Here is a 26,140-nt window from a genome sequence, read left to right as displayed (position 1 = left end):
CCCGCTTGAAGCTTGAAGAAGGGCACGGCACACACGATGGCACCGAAGACGAAGGCGGCCGGCGACGGCAGTGGCCTGGTGGAAATGTCCTGGGATCCGATCACCAGGATTGTGGGCAGCCTCGGCATCCACACAAAGATCGACTTCAAGCAGAAGCGGGTGGCGGAGTGCTACAGCACCTCGTCGGTCTTCCGTGGCTACAGCGTCTTCATGCGCGGCAAGGACCCCCGTGACGCGCACTTCATCACCAGCCGTATCTGCGGGATCTGCGGCGACAACCACGCCACATGTTCGGTGTACGCACAGAACATGGCCTACGGCGTGAAGCCTCCACACCTCGGCGAGTTGATCATCAACCTCGGAGAGTCCGCCGAGTACATGTTCGACCACAACATCTTCCAGGAGAACCTGGTCGGGGTCGACTACTGCGAAAAAATGGTCCGCGAGACCAACCCCGGTGTCCTCGAACTCGCCGAGCGCACCGAGGCGCCCCATGCGGGGGAGCACGGCTACCGCACGATCGCCGACATCATGCGGTCGCTCAACCCGATCGAGGGCGAGTTCTACCGCGAAGCCCTCCAAGTGAGCCGCTACACCCGCGAGATGTTCTGTCTGATGGAGGGCCGCCATGTGCATCCCTCCACGCTCTACCCGGGCGGTGTGGGCACCAACGCCTCCGTGCAGCTCTTCACCGACTACCTCACCCGCCTCATGCGCTATGTGGAGTTCATGAAGCGCGTCGTCCCGCTGCACGACGACCTGTTCGACTTCTTCTACGAGGCCCTGCCCGGGTACGAGGAGGTCGGCCGCCGCCGCGTGCTGCTCGGCTGCTGGGGCGCCCTCAACGACCCCGAGTACTGCGACTTCACCTACGCCAACATGACCGACTGGGGACGGAAGATGTTCGTCACCCCAGGTGTCATCGTCGACGGCAAGCTCGTCACCAACGACCTCACCGAGATCAACCTCGGCATCCGCATCCTGCTGGGCAGTTCGTACTACGACGACTGGGAGGGCCAGGAGCAGTTCGTCACCCATGATCCGCTCGGCAACCCCGTCGACCCGCGCCACCCGTGGAACCAGCACACCATTCCCGCCCCGCAGAAGCGCGACTTCAACGACAAGTACAGCTGGGTGATGTCCCCCCGCTGGTTCGACGGCAAGGACTACCTGCCGCTGGACACCGGAGGCGGCCCCATCGCCCGCCTGTGGTCCACGGCGCTGTCCGGGCTCGTCGACGTCGGTTACGTCAAGGCCACCGGGCACAGCGTCGTCATCAACCTGCCGCGCACGATGACCAAGCCGGAAACCACCTTCGAGTGGAAGATCCCGCGCTGGAGCAACGCGCTGGAGCGCAACCGCGCCCGCACCTACTTCCAGGCCTACGCCGCGGCCATCGCCCTGCACTGCGTCGAGAGGTGCCTCGACGAAGTACGCGCCGGCCGCACCCAGACCTGGGAGAAGTTCGAGGTGCCGGACGAGTCCATCGGCTGCGGCTTCACCGAGGCCGTGCGCGGCGTCCTCTCCCACCACATGGTCATCCGGGACGGGAAGATCGCCAACTACCACCCCTACCCGCCGACCCCGTGGAACGCCAGCACCCGCGACACATACGGCACCCCCGGCCCGTACGAGGACGCCGTGCAGAACACTCCGATCTTCGAGGAGAACTCCCCGGAGAACTTCAAGGGCATCGACATCATGCGCGCGGTGCGCAGCTTCGACCCCTGCCTGCCCTGCGGCGTGCACATGTATGTCGGCGGCGGAAAGACCGTGAAGTCGATGCACGTGCCCACCGGACTGAGCGGCCTCGCCGGATGAGCGCGACAGCCCACAACACCGCGCCGTCGGCCGCCGTTGCGGCCGGGGCGGTGAACGCGGAGCAGGCCGGACTGCGCGTGGAAGAAGTACTCGAACGGCTGGCCGCCGGCGGAGACGAGTCGGCGCGTGCCGGGGCCGAGGAACTGGTCCGGGTCCTGATGGACTTCTACGGTGCCGGTCTGGCCCGGATCGTCCGACTGCTCGATTCCCCCGCCGCCGGCAGTCCCACGGGCAGCGCTCTGGCCGGGCTGCTCGCGGACGAACTGGTCTCGAGCCTGCTGGTCCTGCACGACCTGCACCCCGAGGACACCGCCACGCGGATTGCGCGTGCCCTGGACACCGTCGGCGACCGTGCCTGGGAGGTGGTGGGCTTCGACGACGCCACCGCGACCCTGCGCCTGCGGTCTTCCGGCGGTTCGGGCTGCGGCTGCCCGAGCACCGGTGCGGCGGCGCAGCAGGCAGTCGAGGACGCTCTCGCCTGTTTCGCGCCCGAGGTGAGCGCGGTGGAGGTGGAGCCGGTCGGTACCTCGCGGGAGCCGGCCCTCCTCCAGATCGGGACAGCTCGCACGGCCGGCACGGCGTCCGGACCGGCCACGGCGAAGACGCCGTGAGCGCGCCTCTGGTCCGGCCGCAGCCTCGTGGACCGGCCGGGGAGCCGCGCGGCCTGCGCCGGTTTCTGACCGAGCGTCCGCTCCGGCAGGAACGCTGCGAGCTGTGCGCAGTGGCAGTGGCCGAGGCCGGCCACCGTCACCTGGTGGACACGGAGAAACGCGCACTTGCCTGTGCCTGCGTCTCCTGTGCCCTCCTGTTCGAGCGGCCGGGTGCCGCGGGCGGCCGCTTCCGGGCTATTCCGGACCGCTACCTGTCCGACGCGGACCATCGCCTGGACGACAGCGCGTGGGAACTCCTCCAGATCCCGGTCGGCGTCGCCTTCTTCTTCCGGAATGCGGCGCTCGACCGGCTGGTCGCGCTCTACCCGAGCCCGGCCGGCGCCACCGAGAGCGAACTGGAGCCCTCCGCCTGGCAGAGCGTGCTCGACGGCAGCCGGCTGGCTCGGCTCCTCGAACCCGACGTGGAGGCGCTGCTGTTGCGCCGCACACGGGGCCGGGCCGAGTGCTATCTGGTCCCGATCGACATCTGTTACGAACTGGTGGGCCGCATGCGGCTGCTGTGGCAGGGCTTTGACGGCGGGGCCGAAGCCCGGGCCGATCTGGAGGCCTTCTTCGAGCATGTCGGGCGCCGCGCCCGACCGGTGCAGGGGGAGGGCAGGCCATGACGGAGTTCGGCTTCACCTGCACCGGCGTACGGACCGACCAGTACGCCGCCGGTCCCACCCTCGTCTTCCGGCTGCGCATCACCGCGTCCGAGAACGCCCATGTGCATGCACTGGCCCTGCGCTGCCAGATCCGCATCGAGCCCGCCCGGCGCGGCTACGAGCCCGCGGAGGCCGACGGTCTTGCGGACCTCTTTGGAGAGCGCTCGCGCTGGGGCAGCACGCTCCAGCCGGTTCAGTTCGCCCAGGTCTCGCACATGGTCACCAGTTTCACCGGAGAGACGGAGACCGACCTCGCCGTGCCCTGCACCTACGACATGGACGTCGCAGCCACCCGGTACTTCAACGCGCTCGAAGCGGGCGAGGTGCCGCTGCTCATGCTCTTCTCCGGAACGGCGTTCACCGGATCGGGCGGCTTCCGCGTCGAGCCGGTGCCGTGGGACCGGGAGGCGGCCGTCCGGATGCCGGTGAAGGTGTGGCAGGAGATGGTCGAGCAGCACTTCCCCGGCTGCGGCTGGATCCGGCTGCCCCGCGACACCGTGGACGCGCTGCTCGCCTTCCGTTCACGGCGGGCGCTGCCCTCCTGGGAGGCGGCCGTGAAGGCCCTGCTGGCCGAGGGGGGCACACCGGACCCGCCCGAGGGCCACGCCCTGACCGCCGCGTTGCTGCCACGCGCCACTGGAAGGACGGCACCGTGACGACAACTGCCTTCGCACCCGGGACGGAAGCCCGGTTCGCCGTAGCCCGCCAGGTGGCGGACGCTGTTCTCTTCGAAGGGTATGTGCTGTACCCGTACCGGGCCTCGGCGGCCAAGAACCGGCTGCGGTGGCAGTTCGGGGTGCTCGTACCGCCCGCCTGGGGCGCCGAGTGCGAGGAGCACGACTTCCAGCACACCGAATGTCTGATGGAACCGAAGGCGGGCGCGACGCTGGCGGTCGAGGTGCGTTTCCTGCACGCCCAGCGCCGGACCGTGCAACAGGCCCGGCAGGACGGCGGCTTCGAGACAGTGCCCGAACTCCATCTCGAGGACCGCGTCCTGGTCCCCTGGGACGAGGGCGTCGAAGAACGCGTCGAGGTGGTCACCAGCGTGGCCGACCTGACCGGGGACGGCGTCACGTTCGAATTCACCCGCCTCGCGCGCGAAGAGACCGAGCCCGTCCTCGATGCGGCCGGCCGGACCGCAGGCCGTCTGATCCGCCGTCGTGAGGAGATCAGCGGCGCCGTGCGGCTGTCGGCGCGTGAACTCGAGGGCCCCTACCGGGTGTTGCGGCTGACAGCAGTCCTGGAGAACACCAGCGCATGGACCCCGCCGGACGGCGCGACCGCGGACCGTGACGCCGCGCTGCCGCGCTCGCTGGTGGCCGCGCACCTCCTGATGGGCCTCAGCGCCGGGTCGTTCCTGTCGATGACGGATCCGCCCGAGTGGGCCAGGGGAGCGATCGCGTCCTGTCGCAATCTGCACACCTGGCCGGTCCTCGCCGGCGAACCGGGCCGCGCGGACCTGGTGCTGTCTTCCCCGATCATTCTGGAGGACCACCCCGCCATCGCCCCGGAGAGCCCGGGGGCGCTCTATGACGCCACCGAGATCGACGAGATCCTCGCGCTGCGCACCGCGGCCCTCACCGACGAGGAGAAGCGCGAGGCCCGGGGCACCGACGAGCGGGCGGCCGCGGTGATCGACCTGGCCGACTCGATGCCCCCCGAGGTTCTTGAGCGCCTGCACGGCGCGGTGCGTGCGCTGCGGGAGGTGACCGGACCCGATGCGTCGGACGCGCTCCCGCCGGCCCGCGCCGGCTCCCCCGACGAGTACGCGGTTCAGGTGCCGGACACCCCGTGGTGGGACCCGGCGAGCGATTCCGGCTTCGACCCGGCGCGCGACCGGGTCGTGGTGGACGGCCGGTCGCTGGGCGCCGGCAGCCGCGTGCTGCTGCGGCCGGGGCTGCGGCGCACCGATGCACAGGACCTGTTCCTGCACGGCCGCAGTGCCAGGGTCGAGGCGGTGCTGCACGACGTGGACGGGGCAGTGCACCTGGCCGTGACCGTGGAGGGCGATCCAGGCGCCGACATCCGCCGTGAGCAGGGCCGGTTCCTGTACTTCCAGCCCGACGAGGTCACCCCGTTGGAGGACGCATGAACCGGCTTCCGCACAGCAGCGACCGGACTCTGGTGGCCGGCGTGGGAAACATCTTTCTCGGCGACGACGGCTTCGGTGTCGAGACCGTACGCAGGCTGGCCGAGGAACAGCTCCCCGACGATGCGGAGGTCGTGGACATCGGCGTACGGGGCCTGCACCTGGCGTACCAGCTTCTCGACGGCTACGACACGCTCGTCCTGGTCGATGCCACCGCCCGTGGCGGTGCCCCCGGCACGCTGTATCTGATCGAACCCGACGGCACGGGCGGTATCGAGTCGCAGGACGCGCTGCTCGACGGTCACCGGATGTCCCCCGACGCGGTCCTTTCCCTCCTGGAGACCCTGTGCTCCGGCACGGGCGCCTGCCCGCCCCGGCGCACGCTGGTCGTGGGATGCGAGCCGGCCTGCGTGGAGGAAGGAATCGGCCTCAGTCCACCCGTCGCCGCCGCGGTGCCGGAGGCCGTACGGCTGATCATGGGCGTGCTGCGGGACAGGAAGCAGGGATCGCCCGCGCCGCGGGCTGCGGTCGGCGAGGCCGCCAAGTGAGGAGAACAGCATGAAAAAGACCGTCAACCACACCGCGGCGACCGCCACTGCTGTGGCTGCGAGCGCGGTGACCGCCACTGCTGTGGCTGTGTTCGTCAAGCAGCTCCTGCCCGACATCATGCGCTATCTGCGCATCCGCAGGATGTGAGGCGACAGACCGCATCCGTGTCGTGTGCCTTCCAGAACGGCAGCGGGCTGCCCCCGAACGGTGTACGCGGCCGGGTGGCGTCGGCGTGCCGGTCTCCCTGCCGCCGGGTCCCCGCCTGTAATGGTGCCGAACGGGCCCCGGCGGTCCGCCCCGCATGAGCCGGGCGCCGCCCCATTGGGTCCAGGGCGGTCGATTGCGGTCGGCCTGTGCCAGGACGGAGAGCGATGCACGAGATGTCCATCGCGGTGGCTGTCGTCGGTCAGGTGGAGCAGGCGGCGGCCGAGGCAGGCGGTGTCCTCGCTGTGAGGTCCGTACGCCTCCAGGTCGGCGAGCTCGCCGGCGTGGTCCCCGACGCCCTCTCCTTCTGCTTCGAACTGGCCTGTGCCGGGACCGTTCTCGAAGGTGCCGAGCTGGTCGCGGAGTCCGTGCCGGGACGGGCCCGCTGCAAGCAGTGCGCGGAGGAATGGGCGGTCGGCATGCCCCCTCAGCTGTGCTGTCCGGCGTGCGGCGAGGCGAGTGCCGAACTGCTCTCCGGCCGTGAACTGCAGATCGTCAGCGTGCACTGGGACGACGGCCAGGCGCACGAACGCACCCGTGAACACATCCCCGAGGAGTGCTGAAGCATGTGCCGTGTGGTCGATCTGCAACAGGCGGTCCTCGCCAAGAACGACGCGACCGCCGACGCACTGCGCGCCGAACTCGCTGCCCGCGGCACCACGGTCGTCAATCTGCTGTCCAGCCCCGGCAGCGGGAAGACCGCGCTGCTGGAGGGTGAGCTGCTGCTCGCCCGGGCGCGGGGGGTACGGGTCGCGGCCCTGACCGCCGACCTCGCCACCGAGAACGACGCCGTACGCCTGGCCCGTTCAGGAGTCCCGGTCAAGCAGGTGCTGACCGACGGTCTGTGCCACCTCGAGGCCGGGATGCTGGGCCGGCACCTGGACGGATGGCTGCCCGAGGACACCCGGCTGCTGTTCGTGGAGAACGTCGGCAACCTCGTCTGTCCGGCCTCGTACGACCTCGGGGAGTCCCTGAGGGTCGTGCTGGCCTCCGTGACGGAAGGGGAGGACAAGCCGCTGAAATACCCCACCGCCTTTGGTCTGGCACACCTCGTCGTGGTCACCAAGACCGATATCGCAGGCGCGGCTCAGTTCGCCGAGGCGGCATTCCGCGCGAACGTCGCACAGGTCAACCCGGGGGTGGAAGTGCTGCTGACCTCCGCGCGACGGGGCGAGGGGGTCGGCGCGTTGCTCGACCGGGCGACGGCGGTGGCCGGCGGCGGGGCGGTCCACGCGCCTGTCATGGCCGGTCAGCAGAGTCCCCATCACCACGAACACCGCCACGAGCATCGCCACGAACACGGTGCGCACACCGATGCGGCGGGCTCCGGTGCCATGGCGCAGTCCTGCTCGTGAGCTGTCCGCAGCCGTACGTCGCCCTCGTCGAGGAGGCGGTGCAGCGCAGGCGGGTCACCGTCCGGGGCGTGGTGCAAGGCGTCGGATTCCGGCCGTTCCTGTACACACTCGCCACCGGGCTGGACCTCGTCGGACATGTGACCAACACCGGGGAGGGTGTTGTCGCGGAAGTCGAAGGGACACCCTCCGCCGTGTCCCTGTTCTGCGACCGGATCTCCGCGGATGCGCCACCGCTAGCCCAGGTGGAGTCCGTTGACCATCGGGAGGTCCCCATCGCGGGCGGAGACGGGTTCATCATCGCCGGCTCCACGGCGGACGGGCCCGCGCGCACCCTGGTCTGCCCGGACATGGCCACCTGTGCCGCCTGTCTCGCGGAACTGGCCGATCCTGCCGACCGGCGCCACCGGCACCCTTTCATCACCTGTACGCACTGCGGTCCGCGCTTCACCATCGTGAGCGGCCTTCCGTACGACCGTTCCCACACGACCATGGCCGACTTCCCGATGTGCGCCGACTGCGCCCGGGAGTACGCCGATCCGGCCGACCGCCGCTTTCATGCGCAGCCCGTCGCCTGTCACGCCTGCGGCCCCCGCCTGCGTCTGCTCGTGGCGCCATCGGATATGGGCAGTCCGCCCCGGCCCGTATCGGCCGCGGACCCCGTCGCCGAGGCGCGGGGGCTGCTGTCCCAAGGGGCGATCCTCGCCGTGAAGGGCCTCGGCGGCTACCACCTGGCCTGCGACGCCGCCAACTCCCGGGCCGTGGCCACGCTGCGCCGCCGCAAGTCCCGTGGAGACAAGCCGTTCGCCCTCATGGCCAGGGGGATCGCCGACATCGAGCACCTCGTGCACCTGGGCCCCGAGGAGCGACGCCTGCTGACGGGCGACGTCAGGCCCATCGTTCTGCTGCGCCGCCGTGCAGGTGCTTTGCCGCGGCCGGGGCCTTGGTGCCCCTCGGAGGAAGTCGCCCCGAGAAGCCCCGATCTCGGGGTGATGCTCCCTTACACCCCGCTGCACCATCTGCTGCTCGGCCTGCCCGGCGACCCCGACGGGCCGCGCCTGCTCGTGATGACCAGCGGGAATGTTGCGGGGGAGCCGATCGTCACCGACGACGCCGACGCGCTGGCCCGGCTGGCGCACCTGGCCGATGCCTGGCTCACGCACGACCGCCGGATCCATGTGCCGTGCGACGACTCGGTGGTGCGTGTGTGCGACGGGGAACTGCTGACGGTTCGCCGCGCCCGCGGCTACGCCCCCCTGCCCCTCCTGCTGCCCGTACCCGTGCGGGCGGCCCTCGCCGTCGGCGGCGATCTGAAGAACGCGTTCTGTCTCGCCGAAGGTCGCAGGGCCTGGCTGTCAGCCCATGTCGGAGACATGGACGACCTCTCCACACAGCAGGCGTTCGAGCGCGCGGAATCGCAGCTGGAGTCGATCACCGGGGTGAAGCCCGAGCTTCTTGCGGCCGACCGGCACCCCGGTTACCGCTCCGGACAGTGGGCCGCGCGGCACGCGGCCGCCCGGCCGGTCCTGTGGGTCCAGCACCATCACGCCCATATCGCCGCCGCGATGGCCGAGCACGGACTGGACGGTGGCCGGCCCGTGATCGGGGTGGCGTTCGACGGCACTGGCTACGGTGACGACGGGGCGGTGTGGGGCGGGGAGATCCTGCTGGCGGACTACGCCGGGTTCACCCGCTTCGGGTACCTCGCCAACGTCCCACTGCCGGGAGGCGACGCCGCGGTGCGTCGGCCGTACCGGATGGCGCTCGCGCATCTGCGCGCGGCCGGCATCGCCTGGTCGCCGGACCTTCCGTGCACGACCGCATGCCCTCCCGCCGAACGCCGGGTGCTGGAGCGCCAGTTGGAGCGGGACCTGAACTGTGTGCCCACCTCCAGTATGGGGCGGCTCTTCGACGCTGTCTCCTCGCTGGCGGGCGTATGCCATCACTCCGGTTACGAAGCCCAGGCAGCCATTGAGTTGGAGGCCGCCGCGCTGACCGCGCCAGTGGACAGGGGCGTCGGCTACGCCTTCGCCGTCCGGCCTTCGGCTGCGGGGGCCGAGGGAGCATTGACTGCCGACCCTGCGCCCCTCCTGGAAGCGGTCGTCGACGACGTACGGGCGGGCACGGCTGCGGCCCTTGTCGCTGCCCGCTTCCACCGAGCGGTCACCGGTCTCGTACGCGACTTCTGCGTCATGGCGCGAGAACGGCACAGGCTGGAGACGGTCGCCCTGACCGGCGGTGTGTTCGCCAACGCCCTGCTCTCCTCGGCGTGCGCACGGGCGCTGCGCGAGGACGGCTTCAACGTCCTGCGCCACCACCGGGTTCCTCCCAACGACGGGGGACTTGCGCTCGGTCAGCTGATGGTGGCCGCACATGCCGAGGCCCGGCGCAGAGGCAGCGATTGACGACGCGTCCCGGCAAGGCCCGGCGACGGAACACCGACAGCGAGGAGAGGCCCATGTGCCTGGCGGTACCCGGGAGAGTCCTGGACATCGAGGAACGCGACGGCACCCGTATGGCCAGCGTTGATTTCGGCGGCGTCGTCAAGGAGGTGTGCCTGGAGTATCTCCCGGACCTCCAGGTCGGCGAATACGCCATCGTCCACGTGGGGTTCGCCCTGCAGCGCCTGGACGAGGAGTCGGCCAAGCAGACACTCGAGCTCTTCGCCACGCTCGGGATGCTCCAGGAGGAGTTCGGCGATCCGTGGGAACTTGCGGCGGAAGCCGGTGGTTCCCCGCTGCCCGGCCGAATCGACGTACCCCAGGAGGCACAGAAGTGAAGTACATCGACGAGTTCCAGGACCCCGACCTGGCGCGTCGCCTGCTCGACGACATCCACTCCACCGTGACCAGACCGTGGGCACTGATGGAGGTCTGCGGGGGACAGACACACACCATCATCCGGCACGGCATCGACCAGCTGCTCCCCGACCAGGTGGAACTGATCCACGGGCCGGGCTGTCCGGTGTGCGTCACCCCGCTGGAAGTCATCGACAAGGCGCTGGAGATCGCCTCCCGCCCCGAGGTGATCTTCTGCTCCTTCGGCGACATGCTCCGGGTGCCGGGTACGGGGCGCGATCTCTTCCAGGTCCGCAGCGAGGGCGGCGATGTACGGGTCGTCTACTCGCCGCTCGACGCCTTGAAGATCGCCCAGCAGAACCCGGGGCGTGAGGTGGTGTTCTTCGGCATCGGATTCGAGACGACCGCCCCGCCCAACGCCATGACGGTGTATCAGGCGCGCAGGCTGGGCATCTCGAACTTCAGCCTGCTGGTGTCGCATGTCCGGGTGCCCCCGGCGATCGAGGCGATCATGCAGTCCCCCAGCTGCCGGGTGCAGGCCTTCCTCGCGGCCGGGCATGTGTGCAGCGTGATGGGTGTCGCGGAGTACCCGCAGCTCGCCGAACGGTTCCGCGTTCCGATCGTCGTGACCGGCTTCGAACCTCTCGACATCCTCGAGGGCGTGCGGCGGACCGTCCGGCAGCTGGAACGCGGTGAACACACCGTCGACAACGCCTACCCCCGCGCCGTCCGCTCCGAGGGAAACCTCGCAGCCCAGGCGATGCTGGCGGATGTCTTCGAGGTCACCGACCGCGCCTGGCGCGGCATCGGAACGATCCCCGGCAGCGGCTGGCGACTGTCCCCGCGGTACCGGGACTACGACGCCGAGTACCGCTTCTCGGTCACCGGCATCCAGACCCGGGAACCGGCCGAGTGCCGCAGCGGCGCGGTGCTGCAAGGTCTGCTCAAGCCTCATGAGTGCGAGGCGTTCGGCACGCTCTGCACGCCCCGTACGCCACTCGGCGCCACGATGGTCTCCAGCGAGGGCGCGTGCGCCGCGTACTACCTCTACCGGCGGCTGGACCTTACGAACGCATCGCGGGAGGCGAGCCCCGTTGTCTGACACCACTGAAGTACCCCAGATCAACGCGCCGTTGAACGGCACCGCCGTACAGAACGCCGCACCGCAGGCTGCCGCGCAGCAGGTGCAGGACCTCATGGAGTGGACCTGCCCGGCACCCTTGCGTGACCAGAGCCGTGTGGTGATGGGACACGGCGGTGGCGGCGCGCTCTCCGCCGAACTCGTCCAGCACATTTTCGCGCCGGCCTTCGGGGGAGAGGTGCTCGGGCAACTGGGCGACTCCGCGGTGGTCCCGCTCGGCGGAGTCCGGCTGGCGTTCTCCACCGACTCCTTCGTGGTGCGGCCGCTGTTCTTCCCCGGCGGCAGTATCGGCGACCTGGCTGTCAACGGCACGGTCAACGACCTCGCCATGAGCGGCGCCCGCGCCGCTTATCTCTCCTGCGGGTTCATCCTGGAGGAGGGCGTCGAGCTCTCGGTGGTCTCACGCGTGGCGGATGCGCTCGGTTCGGCCGCGCGCACCGCGGGGGTCGAGGTGGTGACGGGCGACACCAAGGTGGTCGAAGCCGGCCACGGTGACGGCATCTTCATCAACACCGCGGGTATCGGCATCATCCCGACGGGCGTCGATCTGCGCCCGCAGCGTGTCGTCCCGGGCGATGTCGTGATTGTCAGCGGCGCCATCGGTGTCCACGGTGTCGCGATCATGAGCGTTCGCGAGGGTCTGGAGTTCGGCGTCGAGGTCGAGAGCGATTGCGCGGCGCTCGGCGGTCTGGTGGAAGCCATGCTCGCGGTCACCCCGGACCTGCATGTGCTGCGCGATCCCACGCGCGGAGGCCTGGCAGCCGCCCTGAACGAGATCGCGTTGGCCTCCGGCACCGGAGTCGTCATCCAGGAACGCAACGTCCCCGTCCCGCCACCCGTGGCCAACGCCTGCGCCATCCTGGGGCTGGACCCGATGTATGTCGCCAACGAGGGCAAGCTGGTGGCCTTCGTGCCGCGCGGGCACGCGGACGCGGTACTGGACGCGATGCGCGCACATCCCCTGGGTGCTGACGCCAGGGTGATCGGCGAAGCCGTTGAGGCGCACCCCGGCATGGTGGTGGCGCGCACCGGACTGGGCGGCACACGGGTGGTGGATCTGCCGATCGGGGAGCAGCTGCCGCGGATCTGCTGAACCCGGAAGGTGGACATGGACGGGCGCTCCGGCAGTGGTTGCTGCCGGAGCGCTGGAGCCAAGCCCGGGCGAGTGCGCCACCGAGGGCGGGCTCTGCCCATCACCAGGCGACGTTGAACTACGCGGCGGCAGCGACCGGCACCGGCGCGTCCGCCCGCTCCGTCAGTGCCTCCAGCTGTTTGATCTTGCGGCGCACGACATACAGCGGGATCACTCCGAAGACCCCGAACGACATGTCGATGACCGACCACCACAAGGGGATTCCGCGGATCGGGCCGCAGATCAGGGCGAGCGGGATGATGCCGGCGCAGGCGATCATGCCGAACTCGACGACCCAGATGTTGCGTACGGGATCGCGGTACGGGCCGTAGAAGGCGACCGCGATGACGAGATGGGCGAAGGCGAGCCAGTCGGTGCCGTACAGCACGAAGGGGTACTTCTCGTCGGTCGCGTCCAGCCCGGCCCGCACCCGCTGGATCCACTCGAAGAGCGCCGGGAACCGGCCGTCGGCTCCCATCGACCGCAACAGGTCTTCCGCCCAGTGCAGTTCGTGCACCAGCGGGAAGGCCGTCAGCCCGCTCAGCGCCAGGCAGACGATGAAGACGGCCAGCCACACGCGTGTGCGCCGCAAGAGGGCTCTTCGTTCGCTCATGCCCGCAGCGTACCCCTGTGTTGAACGTGTTCAAAACTGGCAGGGCGGGGTCAGCCCGTGGAGGGTCTGCTCCAGTCGGCTGCCACATGGGCGATGCGTACGCGCTGCGGATGGTCGCCGACCGCTACGGACGCGACTTTCTTGCCGGTGGCGAAGTCGATCGCGGTGACGCGGTCGGCGCCGCTCTCGGAGATGACACAGGATGCGCCGTCGCCGCTCACGGTCGCCCAGTACGGTTTCGAGGCCGGCACCAGCGGCCCCTCCCGGAGCGAGCCCCGGTCGACGATCGTCGCGTAGTCGTCCATCGTCCCGGCGACGCACAGCTTGTCGCCCGCGGCGTTCATCGACAGGCCGTGGTGACGGGAGTCGTTCACCCATGTAGTGCGGTCTTCGCTGGTCGCGGGATTCTTCGGCAGTGCCTTCACCCGGGTGATCCGGTCGGAGGCGACGTCGTACTCGAGGAGGCCGTTGAAGAAGGAGACCTGGAAGTAGAGCGTGGACTGATCCGGCGTGAAGGCGACGGGCCGGACCGCGTCCGACAGGTCCTTGCGGCCGAAGGCGTCGAGCCGCTGGCGCATGTCGATGACCTTTACCTCTTTGAAGGTGGTCGCGTCGACCACGGTGATGCGCCGGTCACCCTTCGTCCAGTCCATCGCTGGGTCGTCGAGGGCGGTGTTGACCTCGCCGATCGACATGTTCCACAGATACTTGCCGCCGTCGGTGAAGACGTTCTCGTGCGGCTTGTCCCCGGTCTTGAACGACCCGAGCTGCTTGCCGGTCCGGATGTCGAGCACGTGGACGGTGTTGGAGGTCGAGGCCGAGACGGCGACGCGTGTGCCGTCGGGGGACACCGCCATATGGTCCGAGCGATATCCGGAGACGGGGAAACGCCAGTTGATCCGGCCGGTGGCGAGGTCGATCGACACGACGTCGGCGAAGCTCGGGCGGGAGACGACCATGGCCGAGCCGTCGGGCGTGGAGTACATGTCGTCGACGAACTGGTCGTGTCCCTCACCGGGGCCGTTGCGGATGCCGAGGAAGTAGATGAGCTTGACCGGGTTGAGATAGATCTCCGCGAGCCGCTGGTCCTTGTCCGGTACGACGTTGACGCGGCCGATCCTGGCGAAGTCGCCGCGGGACGCGATGACGTCGGCGGTGCCGTCCCAGTTGTTGCCCACGAACATCACCTGCTTGAGTGCGGCGGCACCGGCCTGGCCGGCGGTGCCGGGCGTTGCCCGGGGCGCGGCAGGGGCTGTGGACGCGGCGGCCGCCGTCACGGAACCTGCGACGGCCATGGTGAAGGCGGTGGCGAGAGCGCTGAGCGTGCGCAGAGACATCGTCGTTCCTTCCGGGGGGTGGCTCGGGCCTCGTAGCAAGGGGGAGTGGCTCGTGTAGTACGGAAGTCGTGCTGGAGTGCGGCGAGTTGACCAATCTGAATACGTGTCCGTTCAGATTGGCTACTGGAAGGTAACGAGAGGCGGGTTGCTCCACAAGGCTCACGACACGAGAAAATGGCGCGGACCGACGAGGGAGGGGCATTGGCGGGCAGGCTCAGACAACCGACCGGCCGTTACGCGGGCAGGTCCGCCGAGGAACGGCAGGCCGAGCGGCGTCGGCGGTTCCTTGATGCCGGACTCCAGCTCTTCGGCGACATCCCGGGCTACCGTGCCACGACCGTGGCCGCATTGAGCGAGGCCGCGGGGCTGTCCACCCGTCAGTTCTACGAGGAGTTCCGCACCCTCGAGGACGTGCTCGCCGCGGTGCACCTCCAGGTCAACGACTGGGCGGAGGAAGCTGCCCTGGCCGCGCTCGCCGAGGTCGACGGCCTGCCGATCGCGGACCGCGCCGCGGCGGCCTTCCGCGCCTATGCCGCCAACGTCACCGGCGACCCACGTCGTATCCGGATCACGTTCGTCGAGATCATCGGTGTCAGTCCGCGGCTGGAGGAGCAGCGTCTGGCCCGCCGTTCCCGCTGGGTGGATCTCATCTGCGCCGAGGCCGCGGCGGCGGTCGAGCGCGGTGAGGCCGCGCCTCGTGACTATCGGGTGGCCGCGGCGGCCTTCATCGGAAGTGTGAACGGCCTCCTGCACGACTGGCGGGCCGGCTGGGTGGACGCGACGCTCGATCAGGTCGTCGACGAGCTGGTGTTGTTGCTGCTGGGCATCATCCGCCCGGCGGGCCAGTGGCCGGCCGGGTAGCTCGCGACGGGACCGGCGCCGCGGCGGTTAACCGGGCGGGCCGGATCCGTCGCTCCCGGACAGCGGATGAGGCTCCGCCGCGGTGGCGATGATGCGAGCCACGTCCGCACCCGCTGTGAGTGCTCGGGGGTCGGTCGTGGCCCGGCAGCGGCCGAGCGCCGGGTCGTACGTCATCGCGATGACTCCGTCGTGATCCGTATCCAGCTCCTCGAACTGCACAGGCCACTGCCGTGCACGCAATGCGGTGTGGAGCTCATGGGAGTGGTGGCTGCTGACCACCGAGTCGGCCGACCCGTGAACGAGTCGGACAGGTACCGGTGACGCAGACGTCGCGGCAAGATCGTGGAGGGGTATGGACGCTGTGCTGCGGGCGGGCCGGCTGTAGCCACCGGCGATGCCGACCACCGCGGCGGGGCGCGGTCCGTCCGTCAGATCCGGGCGCAGGGCCATGGCGATCGCGGCGCCGGCTCCGGCCGACCATCCGGCCACGACGATGTCCCCCGCGTCCGCGCCGTGGGCCCCGGCGTTCTCCCGTACGTAGCGAAGTGACGCCATGAGATGGGAACGCCCGCCGTCGGGCGCGTCCGAGCGCCAGTCGGGGACGAAGACGGTCCTGCCGTGTGAGGCAATCTGCCGGGCCAGTGCGGCCATGACGTCCCGCTCGTCGGGACCGACCCCGTGCCAGAGCAGTACGCATGGCGTCGGGGTGCGCTGACCTGCGGGCCGGTACACATCGAGGCACTGGCTCGCCGAGCGGTCCGCGAGTACATACGGCACGGTGTGCGCTTCGATTGTGTGCATGGGCCACCCCCAGGATTGAGGACCGAGCCTAACGAAGAGGCGCCCCGAGGGTTTCCGTGAATCGGCAGTGGTGAACGTGAGGCTGTCACGGCTGGATCCGGCAGTGGCTGATGCGCGGCTCCTTGACCGCGGGTCGGGCCTCCACGATGCTGTTGTTGCGACACGTGAGATGCGTGCCGTAATGAGCAACGCTTGCCCCATGGGTTCGTATCAGTCGAGGAGTGGCCATGACTCACCAGGTCCGTGCTGTTGTCGCGCGAGCGAAGGGCGCCCCCGTCAGCCTGGAGACGATCATCGTGCCTGATCCCGGCCCGGGAGAGGTGCTGGTGAATGTCGAGGCCTGCGGGGTCTGTCACACCGATCTTCACTACCGCGAGGGCGGCATCAACGACGACTTCCCCTTCCTGCTCGGCCATGAGGCGGCGGGCCGGGTCGAGGCGGTCGGCGAGGGCGTCACCGAGGTCGAACCCGGCGACTTCGTCATCCTGAACTGGCGTGCGGTCTGCGGGCAGTGCCGGTCCTGTCTGCGCGGGCGGCCCTGGTACTGCTTCAACACGCACAACGCCAAGCAGAAGATGACTCTGGCCGACGGCACCGAGCTGTCGCCCGCGCTCGGAATCGGCGCCTTCGCCGAGAAGACGCTGGTGGCGGCCGGGCAGTGCACCAAGGTCGACGAGCGGGCGTCGGCCGCGGTCGCCGGGCTGCTGGGCTGCGGTGTGATGGCGGGCATCGGCGCCGCGATCAACACCGGCGGCGTCGGGCGCGGCGATTCCGTCGCCGTCATCGGCTGCGGCGGCGTCGGCGACGCGGCGATCGCCGGATCCCGGCTCGCGGGCGCGGCGAAGATCATCGCGGTGGACATCGACGACCGGAAGCTGGCCACCGCGAAGAAGATCGGCGCCACCCACACCGTCAACTCCAAGGAGACCGATCCGGTCGAGGCGGTGCGCGAACTGACCGGCGGCTTCGGTGCGGACGTGGTCATCGAGGCCGTCGGCCGCCCGGAGACGTACGAACAGGCCTTCTACGCCCGTGATCTTGCCGGAACGGTCGTTCTGGTCGGGGTGCCGACCCCGCAGATGAAGCTGGAACTGCCGCTGCTGGACGTCTTCGGCCGTGGCGGCGCGCTCAAGTCGTCCTGGTACGGGGACTGCCTCCCGAGCCGTGACTTCCCGATGCTGATCGATCTGCATCTGCAGGGGCGGCTGGATCTGGATGCCTTCGTGACCGAGACCATCGCGCTCGACGACGTCGAGAAGGCCTTCGAGCGGATGCACCACGGTGACGTGCTGCGCTCGGTGGTGCAGTTCTGATGAACCCACGCAACTGCAGGATCGACCACCTGGTCACCTCCGGCACCTTCTCGCTCGACGGCGGCACCTGGGACGTCGACAACAACGTGTGGATCGTCGGCGACGACGAGGAGGCCATCGTCATCGACGCCGCGCACGACGCGGAGGCCATCGTGGCCGCGCTCGGGGGTCGTACGCTCCGTGCGATCGTCTGCACGCACGCCCACAACGACCACATCGACGCGGCCCCGGCGCTCGCCGAGCGGACCGGCGCGCCGATTCTGCTGCATCCGGACGACCTGCCGCTGTGGAAGCAGACCCACCCGGACCGCGCTCCCGACGCCGAACTGGCCGACGGCCAGGTCATCACGGTGGCGGGTGCCGAGCTGACGGTGCTGCACACCCCCGGCCACGCCCCCGGAGCGGTCTGCCTGTACGAGCCGGCCCTGAAGGCACTCTTCAGCGGTGACACGCTCTTCGCGGGCGGGCCGGGGGCGACAGGGCGCTCGTACAGTCATTTCGGCACCATCATCGAGTCGATCCGGGACCGGCTGCTGGCACTGCCGGGCGACACCGTCGTGCACACCGGCCACGGGGACACGACCACCATCGCCGCGGAGGCCCCGCATCTGCAGGAGTGGATCGACCGCGGTCACTGACCCTCCGAGGCGCCTCGCGGTGGCCTCCGGTCAGCACTCGATGACGTTGACCGCGAGGCCTCCGCGTGAGGTCTCCTTGTACTTCACCTTCATGTCGGCGCCGGTCTCGCGCATGGTCTTGATGACCTTGTCCAGTGAGACCACATGACTGCCGTCGCCGTGCAGCGCCATCCGTGCCGCATTGATCGCCTTGACGGAGGCGATCGCGTTCCGCTCGATGCAGGGGATCTGGACCAGGCCTCCGACCGGATCGCAGGTCAGGCCGAGATTGTGCTCCATGCCGATCTCGGCCGCGTTCTCGACCTGCTCCGGCGTGCCGCCGAGTGCCTCGGCGAGACCGGCAGCCGCCATGGAGCAGGCGGACCCGACCTCGCCCTGGCAGCCCACCTCCGCCCCGGAGATCGAGGCGTTCTCCTTGAACAGTGCCCCCACCGCGCCGGCGGCGAGCAGAAAGCGGACGACTCCGTCCTCGTCGGCCCCGGGAACGAAGCGGGTGTAGTAATGGAGCACCGCAGGCACGATCCCGGCGGCTCCGTTGGTGGGCGCGGTCACGATGCGGCCGCCCGAGGCGTTCTCCTCGTTCACGGCCAGGGCGAAGAGATTGACCCAGTCCATGACCTTCAGCGGGTCCTTGGGCTGTGCGTCCTCAGTGAGGGAGCGCAGCAGCTGCGGAGCGCGGCGCGGCACCTTCAGACCCCCGGGCAGGGTGGTCTCCGTCCGCGAGCAGCCGCGCTCGACGCACTCCTGCATCACCGTCCAGATCCGCAGCAGACCGGCCCGCACCTCGCTCTCGCCGCGCCAGGACAGTTCGTTGGCGAGCATCACTCCGCTCAGCGGCAGGCCGGACTCGTAGGCGCGCAGCAGCAGTTCGGACGCGGAGCCGAAGGGCAGACGTACGGGTGTGTCGTCGGGCTTGATCCGATCGGCTCCGGTCGCGCTCTCGTCGACGACGAAGCCGCCGCCCACCGAGTAGTACGTACGTGACCTCAGCTCGCCGCCGTCATGGTCCAGGGCCTGGAACCGCATGCCGTTGGGGTGGAAGGGAAGGGTGCGGCGGCGGTGCAGCATCAGGTGCTCGCGCTCGCGGAAGTCCACTTCCCTGACGCCCAGGAGTCGCAGCCGGCCCATCTCGCGGATCCGGTGCACCCGGGCGTCCACGGCGCTGGTGTCGACGGTCTCGGGGTCCTCGCCCTCCAGGCCGAGGAGCACCGCCTTGTCGCTGCCGTGACCGTGGCCGGTGGCGCCGAGCGACCCGAAGAGCTCTGCCCGTACCGAGTGGGTGCGGGACAGCAGTCCGTCCTCGTCCAGTGCGGTGACGAAGAGGCGGGCGGCCTTCATCGGCCCCACGGTGTGTGAGCTGGAAGGCCCGATACCCACTTTGAACAGGTCGAAGACGCTGATCGCCACGTCGTTCCTTCCGGACGGGAAGTTGTGTAGTACGCACAGCGTTGCGTAAAAAGCAACGAGGAACAAGGGGTCGGAGTGTCCGGGCGATGCCTTGACAAGGATTTGGGGGCGCCCCAAACTGTTGTTGCGCTTACCGCAATCCGTTTCGCTATATGCACCGAGGTGTCATGATGATTCCCGCGTGCCGTCTCGTGGATCTGCCGCGAGGCGAGGCCATCCGGCTCGACATCGATCCGCCCGTCTCGGTGTTCCACACCGATGACGGCGAGGTCTTCGCCATCGACGACACTTGCACCCACCAGGATGCGTCGCTCGCTGACGGCTGGCTGGAGGGGTGCGAGGTCGAATGCCCGCTGCACGCCTCGAAGTTCGACCTCCGTACCGGAGCCGTCGACTCGCCGCCGGCCAAGCTCCCGGTCCGCACTCACCAGGTCCTGATCGAGGACGGCATGATCTACGTTCAGCCGTCCACGGCGGCCCCGAATCTGCCCCCCTGCGTCGCGTCGCGGCTCGCCGGAGGTCTCGCGTGAGGACCGTGGCCGTGGTCGGCGCCTCGCTCGCCGGACTGTCGGCCGCACGCTCACTGCGCAAACAGGGCTACGACGGCCGGCTCGTCGTGATCGGTGACGAGCCGCACCGCCCGTACGACCGGCCGCCGTTGTCCAAGGAGTTCCTCGCCGGCAAGATCGGCGAAGTGGATCTCGCGCTGGAGGCGGAGGGCGAGGACCTGCGCGCGGAGTGGCTGCTCGGCGTGCGGGCCGCGGGATTCGACCGCGGTGACCGCGCGGTGCGGCTCGCCGACGGCCGGTCCGTCCGGGCGGACGGGGTGGTCATCGCCACGGGCGCGACCGCGCGCATGCTGCCGGGAGGCGAGGGTCTCGCCGGGGTGCATACGCTGCGCACCCTGGACGACGCCCGCGCCCTGCGGGCCGACCTCGCCCTGGGCGGGCGGCTGGTGGTGATCGGCGGCGGGTTCATCGGCGCCGAGGTCGCCTCGACCGCGTACGGCATGGGGCTTGATGTGACGGTCGTCGAGGCCGCGCGGACGCCGCTGGCCGGACCGCTCGGCGAGGTCATGGGAGGCGTTGTCTCCACGCTCCATGCGGACCACGGCGTCCGCCTGCTGTGCGGCGTCGGCGTCAAGGGGCTGAGCGGCCGGACCGGCGTCGAGGCGGTCCTGCTCGAGGACGGCCGCAGCATCCCGGCCGACACCGTCGTCGTCGGTGTGGGCGCCCGCCCCTGCGTCGAGTGGCTGGACGGCAGCGGCGTCGAACTGGACGACGGCGTCAAGTGCGGCGTGGACGGCCGCACAAGCGTGGCCGGTGTGGTCGCGGTCGGAGACTGCGCCTCCTGGTACGACCCTTTCGCCGGGATCCACCGTCGCGTCGAGCACTGGACCGGAGCACGGGAGCGGCCCGACGCGGCCGTGGCCACGCTGCTGTCCGGGGGTGCGGCAACGCCGGCGGCGCCCAAGCCTCCGTACTTCTGGTCCGACCAGTACGGCGTACGGATCCAGTTTGCCGGGCACTCCGCCGGGGCCGACAGCGTGACGGTCGAGGAGGGTCTCCCGGACGAGCGCAGCTTCCTGGCGGTCTACCGGCGGTCGGGCCATCCGGTCGCGGTCCTCGGGATGAACCAGCCGCGCCTGTTCACCCGCTGGCGCAAGCAGCTCGCTGCCGCCACCCTCTGACCCCGCTGGTGCGGCGTCACGCGCCACTGCTCAGCACGCCATTCATTTGCGTACCGCAGAGCGCCGCTCGGACTTCCTGGTCCCCGGCGCCACGACCGACCGACGACGTCACCCCGCGAGGAGTGCCCTGTGACCTCGACCAGCCTGCCGGACAGCCTGATCGCCACGCTCCCCGGCTCCTATTACACAGATCCCGGGATCTTCGCCCAGGAGCAGGAGCACATCTTCGAGGCGATGTGGTTCTGCGCCGCGCGCTCCTCCGACCTGGCCAGGCCCGGCGCCTTCAAGACCGTCGACGTGGGCCGCGAGAGCATCCTCATCACCCGGGCCCGGGACAACTCCGTCCGTGCCTACTTCAATGTCTGCCGGCACCGCGGCGCGAAGCTCTGCACCGAGGAGAGCGGCGAGGTCAAGCGTGCCTTCCAGTGCCCGTACCACGCCTGGACGTACGACCTGACGGGCAAACTCGTCGCGGCGCCCAACCTCACGAAGATGCCCGACGTCGGCCGTACCGAATACGGCCTGGCGAGTGTGGCCACTCGCGAATGGCTGGGCTATGTCTGGGTCTGTCTGGCGGAGAACCCGCCCTCCTTCGAGGAACAGGTCGTCGGCGAGGTCGTCGCACGGCTCGGTGACGTGGAGTCGATCGAGCGCTACGACATGGACAACCTCGAGGTCGGCAGACGGATCGTCTACGACGTCAAGGCGAACTGGAAGCTCATCATCGAGAACTTCATGGAGTGCTACCACTGCGCCACGATCCACCCGGAGCTCACCGAGGTCCTGCCGGAGTTCGCCGACGGCTACGCCGCGCAGTACTACGTCGGCCACGGCGCCGAATTCGGCGCCGAGATCAAGGGCTTCACCGTGGACGGCTCCGAAGGCCTGGACCGCATCCCCGGTGTCTCCGAGGACCAGGACCGCCGCTACTACGCGATCACCGTCAGGCCGCAGGTGTTCATCAATCTCGTCCCCGACCACGTGATCTTCCACCGGATGTACCCGGTCGCCGCCGACCGCACGATCGTCGAGTGCGACTGGCTCTACCTCAAGGGCGTGGTGGACAGCGGCAGGGACGTCAGCCGGTCCGTGGAGCTCTTCGACCGGGTCAACCGGCAGGACTTCGACGCCTGCGAGCGCTGCCAGCCCGCGATGAGCTCCCGCCTGTATGCCAAGGGCGGCGTACTGGTACCCAGCGAGCACCACATCGGCGCGTTCCACGACTGGATCCTCGAGCGGCTCGGCACCCAGCAGCCGCAGTAGCTGCAACGACGGCGCGCAAGGCACCGCGAGGAGCTGGTGGCGACGACCTGGAGATGAGCAGGGGCAAGACCTGGGCCGCCGCGATCCCCGCGGTGACCCACGCCCTGCGCTTGGCGCACGACCGGACGGCCGTGCACGGTCCAGCGGCTCCGCCCGGACGGGGAGCGCGCCGGGGTCAGCCCAGGTAGCCCATCCGGTGACTGATCTCTTCCGCGCCCTGGATCAGGACCGGGGCCAGCTCGCTCATACGCTCCTCGGTCAGCCGGTACGACGGCCCCGAGGCGCTGAGCGCCGCGATGACCTCTCCGTCCCGGGAGCGGATCGGCGCGGCCATGGCGTGCAGCCCGATCTCCAGTTCCTCCAGGGTCCAGGCGTAGCCGCGTTCTCTGGCGTCGGCGAGGTTCTTCTCGAGCTTCGTCTTCGCCGTCAGGGTGTTCGGGGTCACCTTTTTCAGGCCGGACTGCGACAGCAGGTCGGCGCGCTCCTTGGCGGGCATGTGGGCCAGCAGGATCTTGCCGCTGGAGGTGGCGTGCAGCGGGGTCAGCTGGCCGACCCAGTTGTGCGCCGCGACCGCCGCCGGGCCGCGCACCTGGAAGAGGTTGATCGCGAAGTGCTCCTGCATGACGGCGATGTTGACGGTCTCGCCGATCTCCTCCGCGAGGCGCTCACAGACGGGGCGGCCCTGCTGGGTGATGTCGATGCGGCCCGTGACCGCGCCCGCGAGGCGCACGATGCCGAAGCCGAGGCGGTATTTGCCGCGCTCGCCCGCCTGCTCCACCAGACCGCGCGCCTCCAGCGCGCCGAGCAGGCGGAATGCGGTGGATTTGTGGACCTCGATCTCGGCTGCCACGTCGCTGACGCCCACTTCACCGTGCTGGGCCAGGATTTCCAGCACGCTGATGGCGCGGTCGACGGACTGGACCCCGCCCGTCTGCGAACCGGTCGTTTCGGTATCTGGACTGTAGTTGCTCACAGCGAAACTATACGCGCAGTAAACAACGACTGCGTGGAGAACCTGTGAGGCCATAAGTTGCGTGGCTCGCAACCTGGTGCGTATAGCGCTACTCGTATTAGCATGCCACGCGTATCGAACGGCGCGATCGAGACGAGGCAGCCATGGCTCCCCTGCAGTACGACTTCGTCATCGTCGGCGGCGGATCGGCCGGCAGCGCACTGGCGAACCGGCTCTCCGCTGATCCGGGCAACCGCGTGCTGGTGCTGGAGGCCGGCCGGCCCGACTATCCGTGGGATGTGTTCATTCACATGCCCGCGGCGCTGACCTACCCCATCGGCAGCCGCTTCTACGACTGGAAGTACGAATCGGAGCCCGAGCCCCACATGGGCGGCCGGCGCGTCTACCACGCCCGCGGCAAGGTGCTCGGCGGCTCCAGCAGCATCAACGGCATGATCTTCCAGCGCGGCAACCCCATGGACTACGAGCGGTGGGCGGCCGACCCGGGCATGGAGACCTGGGACTACGCCCACTGTCTGCCGTACTTCCAGCGGATGGAGAACTGTCTGGCGGCCGACCCCGACGACGAGTTCCGCGGCCACGACGGCCCTCTCGTCCTCGAGCGCGGCCCGGCCTCCAGCCCGCTCTTCCCCGCCTTCCTCGAGGCCGTCCAGGAAGCCGGCTATCCCCGTACCGACGACGTCAACGGCTACCGGCAGGAAGGCTTCGCCCCCTTCGACCGCAACGTCCACCGCGGACGCCGTCTGTCGGCCTCGAAGGCGTACCTCAAGCCCGTGAAGCGGCGCCCGAACCTCACCGTCAAGACCCGGGCCCTCGTCACCCGCGTGATCTTCGAGGGCAAGCGCGCCGTCGGTGTCGAGTACCGGCGAGGCCGCGGCAAGCTCCAGCAGGTCCGCGCAGGCGAGGTCATCCTCTGCGGCGGTGCGATCAACTCCCCGCAGCTGCTGCAGCTCTCCGGCGTCGGCAACGCCGAGGAACTGAACGCACTCGGCATCGACGTCGTCCACGACCTCCCCGGCGTCGGCGAGAACCTCCAGGACCACCTCGAGGTGTACGTCCAGTACGCCTGCAAGCAGCCGGTCTCCATGCAGCCGTACATGGCGAAGTGGCGCGCCCCGTTCATCGGCCTGCAGTGGCTCTTCCGCAAGGGCCCTGCCGCGACCAACCACTTCGAGGCCGGCGGCTTCGCCCGCAGCAACGAGGACGTGGACTACCCCAACCTGATGTTCCACTTCCTGCCCATCGCGGTCCGCTACGACGGCTCCTCGCCGTCGGGCGGGCACGGCTACCAGGTGCACGTCGGACCCATGTACTCCGACGCCATCGGCTCCGTGAAGATCAAGAGCAAGGACCCGCGCGAGCACCCGGCGCTGCGCTTCAACTACCTGTCCACCGAACAGGACCGCCGCGAGTGGGTCGAGGCGATCCGGGTGACCCGCAAGCTCCTCAACCAGCCCGCACTCGCCCCGTACAACGACGGCGAGATCTCGCCCGGACCGTCCGTGGAGAGCGACGAGGATATTCTGTCCTGGGTCGCGAAAGAGGGCGAGACGGCCCTGCACCCCTCCTGCACCTGCAAGATGGGCACCGACGAGATGGCCGTGGTCGACCCGGAGAGCATGCGGGTGCACGGCGTGGAGGGGCTTCGTGTCGTGGACGCTTCCGTGATGCCGTACGTCACCAACGGGAACATCTACGCGCCGGTGATGATGATCGCCGAGAAGGCCGCCGACCTCATCCTCGGCAAGAACCCGCTGCCGCCGTCGAAGGCCGTGTACTACCGGCACCGTGACGCCGCCAGATGACCGTGCTCCGTTCGCTGCTGCACCACGTCCGTTACGAGGTGCTCCCCGCCAAGGCGACGCAGGACAAGGTGCTTGCCCATGTGCCGCGCGACGTGGTGGTCACGGTCACCGCGTCGCCGGTCAAGGGCCTTGAGCCGACCCTCGACCTCGCCATCCGGCTGGCGGCGCACGGCTATCGCGTCGTGCCGCACGTGCCCGCGCGGCTGCTGCGGGACGGCGCCCATGTGGCGGAGGTCGTCGACCGGCTGCGCGAGGCAGGGGTGGACGACGTCTTCGTACCTGCCGGGGACGCCGATGCGCCTGCCGGCCCGTACGAGGGTGCGCTGCCCGTGCTGCGGCGGCTCAGCGAGCTGGGCAGCCCCTTCGCGAGGGTCGGCATCACCGGCTACCCGGAGAGCCATCCGCTCATCGACGACGACATCACCATCCAGGCGATGCACGAGAAACACCCCCATGCCACGTATATCGTCAGCAACTTGTGCTTCGACTCGCGGGCGCTGGGGGAGTGGGTGACGCGGGTGCGGCGGCGCGATGTCACGCTGCCGGTGCACGTGGGTGTGGCCGGGCCCGTCGAGCGCACGAAGCTGCTGGCGATGGCGGCGAAGATCGGTGTGGGGGAGTCGACGCGCTTCCTGGCCCGGCACGCCTCCTGGTTCGTACGCTTCGCGGCGCCGGGCGGCTACGCGCCCGAACGGCTGCTGAGGCGCAGTGCGCCCGTGCTGACGGCGCCGGGGGCGGCGGTGGCGGGTCTGCACCTGTTCACGTTCAACCAGATCGCGGAGACGGAGCGCTGGCGCCGGGGCATGCTGGACCGGCTGGGGGGTTAACCCTCACCCCGCCCCTTCCCGACTGTGACATTTGCGGCTCCGCCGCGTGGGGGGGCTCCGCCCCCGGACCCGCCCCCCTACGCCCTGCGGGCGTGGGGGGATCCCCAGCGCCTCAAACTCCCCCAGACTTCGTCCGGGGGGACCCCCACGGGGCTGGATATTGCCCGGGCATATCAAGCCCGTCCGGCGATTGAGGACACGCCCGAAGGGC

26 protein-coding genes are annotated in these 26,140 nt (G+C 69.6%); 21 read left to right on the top strand and 5 right to left on the bottom strand.

All coding sequences use genetic code 11. The features are described from left to right. Positions 1-36: 36 nt before the first annotated feature. The 13 genes from ACI2LP_RS22595 (at position 37) to hypE (ending at position 12,362) form a co-directional block, all read left to right on the top strand. The gene (locus tag ACI2LP_RS22595; RefSeq protein WP_404726303.1) at positions 37-1,821 is read left to right on the top strand and encodes a nickel-dependent hydrogenase large subunit; all 1,785 of its coding nucleotides are present in this window, start codon (positions 37-39) and stop codon (positions 1,819-1,821) included. After that, complete coding sequence (locus ACI2LP_RS22590; protein ID WP_404726302.1) at positions 1,818-2,432, top strand: hypothetical protein; 615 nt, start codon at positions 1,818-1,820, stop codon at positions 2,430-2,432. Before ACI2LP_RS22595 ends, ACI2LP_RS22590 begins: the two co-directional genes overlap by 4 nt. Further along, positions 2,429-3,097, top strand: coding sequence for a DUF5947 family protein (locus ACI2LP_RS22585; protein ID WP_404726301.1), 669 nt, complete (start codon positions 2,429-2,431; stop codon positions 3,095-3,097). The genes ACI2LP_RS22590 and ACI2LP_RS22585 overlap by 4 nt, the downstream gene beginning before the upstream one ends. Next, complete coding sequence (locus tag ACI2LP_RS22580; protein ID WP_404726300.1) at positions 3,094-3,792, top strand: DUF6084 family protein; 699 nt, start codon at positions 3,094-3,096, stop codon at positions 3,790-3,792. The genes ACI2LP_RS22585 and ACI2LP_RS22580 overlap by 4 nt, the downstream gene beginning before the upstream one ends. Continuing rightward, on the top strand, positions 3,789-5,228 hold the full coding sequence (locus ACI2LP_RS22575) for a hypothetical protein (RefSeq protein ID WP_404726299.1): 1,440 nt from the start codon (positions 3,789-3,791) through the stop codon (positions 5,226-5,228). Before ACI2LP_RS22580 ends, ACI2LP_RS22575 begins: the two co-directional genes overlap by 4 nt. After that, positions 5,225-5,773, top strand: a complete 549-nt coding sequence (locus tag ACI2LP_RS22570; protein WP_404726298.1) for a hydrogenase maturation protease — start codon at positions 5,225-5,227, stop codon at positions 5,771-5,773. Before ACI2LP_RS22575 ends, ACI2LP_RS22570 begins: the two co-directional genes overlap by 4 nt. A gap of 10 nt (positions 5,774-5,783) precedes the next feature. Continuing rightward, on the top strand, positions 5,784-5,921 hold the full coding sequence (locus ACI2LP_RS22565) for a DUF6893 family small protein (RefSeq protein WP_404726297.1): 138 nt from the start codon (positions 5,784-5,786) through the stop codon (positions 5,919-5,921). Positions 5,922-6,145: 224 nt separating this feature from the next. Continuing rightward, positions 6,146-6,541, top strand: coding sequence for a hydrogenase maturation nickel metallochaperone HypA (hypA, locus tag ACI2LP_RS22560; RefSeq protein WP_404726296.1), 396 nt, complete (start codon positions 6,146-6,148; stop codon positions 6,539-6,541). 3 nt (positions 6,542-6,544) lie between these two features. Further along, positions 6,545-7,333, top strand: coding sequence for a hydrogenase nickel incorporation protein HypB (hypB, locus tag ACI2LP_RS22555; protein WP_404726295.1), 789 nt, complete (start codon positions 6,545-6,547; stop codon positions 7,331-7,333). Continuing rightward, the gene (gene hypF / locus ACI2LP_RS22550; RefSeq protein ID WP_404726294.1) at positions 7,330-9,735 is read left to right on the top strand and encodes a carbamoyltransferase HypF; all 2,406 of its coding nucleotides are present in this window, start codon (positions 7,330-7,332) and stop codon (positions 9,733-9,735) included. Before hypB ends, hypF begins: the two co-directional genes overlap by 4 nt. Before the next feature lie 53 nt (positions 9,736-9,788). After that, positions 9,789-10,109: a HypC/HybG/HupF family hydrogenase formation chaperone gene (locus ACI2LP_RS22545; RefSeq protein WP_404726293.1), complete on the top strand. Its 321-nt coding sequence runs from the start codon at positions 9,789-9,791 to the stop codon at positions 10,107-10,109. After that, a complete protein-coding gene (hypD, locus tag ACI2LP_RS22540; RefSeq protein ID WP_404726292.1) occupies positions 10,106-11,230 on the top strand; it encodes a hydrogenase formation protein HypD in 1,125 nt (374 codons plus the stop codon). The genes ACI2LP_RS22545 and hypD overlap by 4 nt, the downstream gene beginning before the upstream one ends. Positions 11,231-11,324: 94 nt before the next feature. Beyond that, positions 11,325-12,362: a hydrogenase expression/formation protein HypE gene (gene hypE, locus ACI2LP_RS22535; protein WP_404726483.1), complete on the top strand. Its 1,038-nt coding sequence runs from the start codon at positions 11,325-11,327 to the stop codon at positions 12,360-12,362. A gap of 118 nt (positions 12,363-12,480) precedes the next feature. Here the strand turns inward: hypE and ACI2LP_RS22530 are convergent, their stop codons facing one another. Then, complete coding sequence (locus ACI2LP_RS22530; RefSeq protein ID WP_404726291.1) at positions 12,481-13,014, bottom strand: hypothetical protein; 534 nt, start codon at positions 13,012-13,014, stop codon at positions 12,481-12,483. Between the two features lie 50 nt (positions 13,015-13,064). Continuing rightward, entirely contained in the window at positions 13,065-14,351 is a 1,287-nt protein-coding gene (locus ACI2LP_RS22525; protein ID WP_404726290.1) for a YncE family protein, read from the bottom strand. Between the two features lie 201 nt (positions 14,352-14,552). Here ACI2LP_RS22525 and ACI2LP_RS22520 point away from each other — a divergent pair, with 201 nt between their 5' ends. Further along, entirely contained in the window at positions 14,553-15,212 is a 660-nt protein-coding gene (locus ACI2LP_RS22520) for a TetR/AcrR family transcriptional regulator (RefSeq protein WP_404726289.1), read from the top strand. 27 nt (positions 15,213-15,239) lie between these two features. Here the strand turns inward: ACI2LP_RS22520 and ACI2LP_RS22515 are convergent, their stop codons facing one another. Further along, entirely contained in the window at positions 15,240-16,013 is a 774-nt protein-coding gene (locus tag ACI2LP_RS22515) for an alpha/beta hydrolase (RefSeq protein WP_404726288.1), read from the bottom strand. Positions 16,014-16,240: 227 nt separating this feature from the next. Here ACI2LP_RS22515 and ACI2LP_RS22510 point away from each other — a divergent pair, with 227 nt between their 5' ends. Both ACI2LP_RS22510 and ACI2LP_RS22505 read left to right on the top strand, forming a co-directional pair. After that, the gene (locus ACI2LP_RS22510) at positions 16,241-17,326 is read left to right on the top strand and encodes an S-(hydroxymethyl)mycothiol dehydrogenase (RefSeq protein ID WP_404726287.1); all 1,086 of its coding nucleotides are present in this window, start codon (positions 16,241-16,243) and stop codon (positions 17,324-17,326) included. Continuing rightward, entirely contained in the window at positions 17,326-17,964 is a 639-nt protein-coding gene (locus ACI2LP_RS22505; RefSeq protein ID WP_404726286.1) for an MBL fold metallo-hydrolase, read from the top strand. The genes ACI2LP_RS22510 and ACI2LP_RS22505 overlap by 1 nt, the downstream gene beginning before the upstream one ends. Positions 17,965-17,994: 30 nt before the next feature. Here ACI2LP_RS22505 and ACI2LP_RS22500 read toward each other — a convergent pair whose 3' ends face one another. Next, on the bottom strand, positions 17,995-19,371 hold the full coding sequence (locus ACI2LP_RS22500; RefSeq protein WP_404726285.1) for an L-serine ammonia-lyase: 1,377 nt from the start codon (positions 19,369-19,371) through the stop codon (positions 17,995-17,997). 167 nt (positions 19,372-19,538) lie between these two features. On the opposite strand from ACI2LP_RS22500, the gene ACI2LP_RS22495 reads away from it, so the two are divergent. The 3 genes from ACI2LP_RS22495 (at position 19,539) to ACI2LP_RS22485 (ending at position 22,324) form a co-directional block, all read left to right on the top strand. After that, positions 19,539-19,901, top strand: coding sequence for a bifunctional 3-phenylpropionate/cinnamic acid dioxygenase ferredoxin subunit (locus ACI2LP_RS22495; RefSeq protein ID WP_360864803.1), 363 nt, complete (start codon positions 19,539-19,541; stop codon positions 19,899-19,901). Beyond that, positions 19,898-21,061 (top strand): NAD(P)/FAD-dependent oxidoreductase, encoded by a 1,164-nt coding sequence (locus ACI2LP_RS22490; RefSeq protein ID WP_404726284.1) that lies wholly within the window; start codon positions 19,898-19,900, stop codon positions 21,059-21,061. Before ACI2LP_RS22495 ends, ACI2LP_RS22490 begins: the two co-directional genes overlap by 4 nt. 129 nt (positions 21,062-21,190) lie before the next feature. Continuing rightward, complete coding sequence (locus ACI2LP_RS22485) at positions 21,191-22,324, top strand: aromatic ring-hydroxylating dioxygenase subunit alpha (protein WP_404726283.1); 1,134 nt, start codon at positions 21,191-21,193, stop codon at positions 22,322-22,324. A 175-nt stretch (positions 22,325-22,499) separates the two neighbouring features. Here the strand turns inward: ACI2LP_RS22485 and ACI2LP_RS22480 are convergent, their stop codons facing one another. Next, a complete protein-coding gene (locus tag ACI2LP_RS22480; RefSeq protein ID WP_404726282.1) occupies positions 22,500-23,297 on the bottom strand; it encodes an IclR family transcriptional regulator in 798 nt (265 codons plus the stop codon). Between the two features lie 143 nt (positions 23,298-23,440). On the opposite strand from ACI2LP_RS22480, the gene betA reads away from it, so the two are divergent. Further along, positions 23,441-25,102, top strand: a complete 1,662-nt coding sequence (gene betA, locus ACI2LP_RS22475; protein WP_404726281.1) for a choline dehydrogenase — start codon at positions 23,441-23,443, stop codon at positions 25,100-25,102. Beyond that, entirely contained in the window at positions 25,099-25,929 is an 831-nt protein-coding gene (locus tag ACI2LP_RS22470; protein WP_404726280.1) for a 5,10-methylenetetrahydrofolate reductase, read from the top strand. Before betA ends, ACI2LP_RS22470 begins: the two co-directional genes overlap by 4 nt. The last annotated feature ends 211 nt before the right edge of the window (positions 25,930-26,140 follow it).

Origin of the sequence: Streptomyces sp. NPDC019890 (assembly GCF_044903445.1) — a bacterium.
Classification (GTDB): Bacteria; Actinomycetota; Actinomycetes; order Streptomycetales; family Streptomycetaceae; genus Streptomyces.
This window is presented reverse-complemented; position numbering and strand designations above follow the sequence as displayed.

What these genes read in the sequence shown, in the direction of transcription:
- ACI2LP_RS22495 (WP_360864803.1), top strand. Translation starts at nt 19,539, where the DNA reads ATGATGATTCCCGCGTGCCGTCTCGTGGATCTGCCGCGAGGCGAGGCC.
- ACI2LP_RS22530 (WP_404726291.1), bottom strand. Translation starts at nt 13,014, where the DNA reads ATGAGCGAACGAAGAGCCCTCTTGCGGCGCACACGCGTGTGGCTGGCC.
- hypA (WP_404726296.1), top strand. Translation starts at nt 6,146, where the DNA reads ATGCACGAGATGTCCATCGCGGTGGCTGTCGTCGGTCAGGTGGAGCAG.
- hypE (WP_404726483.1), top strand. Translation starts at nt 11,325, where the DNA reads ATGGAGTGGACCTGCCCGGCACCCTTGCGTGACCAGAGCCGTGTGGTG.
- ACI2LP_RS22470 (WP_404726280.1), top strand. Translation starts at nt 25,099, where the DNA reads ATGACCGTGCTCCGTTCGCTGCTGCACCACGTCCGTTACGAGGTGCTC.
- ACI2LP_RS22505 (WP_404726286.1), top strand. Translation starts at nt 17,326, where the DNA reads ATGAACCCACGCAACTGCAGGATCGACCACCTGGTCACCTCCGGCACC.
- ACI2LP_RS22590 (WP_404726302.1), top strand. Translation starts at nt 1,818, where the DNA reads ATGAGCGCGACAGCCCACAACACCGCGCCGTCGGCCGCCGTTGCGGCC.
- ACI2LP_RS22565 (WP_404726297.1), top strand. Translation starts at nt 5,784, where the DNA reads ATGAAAAAGACCGTCAACCACACCGCGGCGACCGCCACTGCTGTGGCT.
- ACI2LP_RS22570 (WP_404726298.1), top strand. Translation starts at nt 5,225, where the DNA reads ATGAACCGGCTTCCGCACAGCAGCGACCGGACTCTGGTGGCCGGCGTG.
- ACI2LP_RS22545 (WP_404726293.1), top strand. Translation starts at nt 9,789, where the DNA reads ATGTGCCTGGCGGTACCCGGGAGAGTCCTGGACATCGAGGAACGCGAC.
- ACI2LP_RS22595 (WP_404726303.1), top strand. Translation starts at nt 37, where the DNA reads ATGGCACCGAAGACGAAGGCGGCCGGCGACGGCAGTGGCCTGGTGGAA.
- ACI2LP_RS22510 (WP_404726287.1), top strand. Translation starts at nt 16,241, where the DNA reads ATGACTCACCAGGTCCGTGCTGTTGTCGCGCGAGCGAAGGGCGCCCCC.
- hypB (WP_404726295.1), top strand. Translation starts at nt 6,545, where the DNA reads ATGTGCCGTGTGGTCGATCTGCAACAGGCGGTCCTCGCCAAGAACGAC.
- ACI2LP_RS22515 (WP_404726288.1), bottom strand. Translation starts at nt 16,013, where the DNA reads ATGCACACAATCGAAGCGCACACCGTGCCGTATGTACTCGCGGACCGC.
- ACI2LP_RS22525 (WP_404726290.1), bottom strand. Translation starts at nt 14,351, where the DNA reads ATGTCTCTGCGCACGCTCAGCGCTCTCGCCACCGCCTTCACCATGGCC.
- ACI2LP_RS22580 (WP_404726300.1), top strand. Translation starts at nt 3,094, where the DNA reads ATGACGGAGTTCGGCTTCACCTGCACCGGCGTACGGACCGACCAGTAC.
- betA (WP_404726281.1), top strand. Translation starts at nt 23,441, where the DNA reads ATGGCTCCCCTGCAGTACGACTTCGTCATCGTCGGCGGCGGATCGGCC.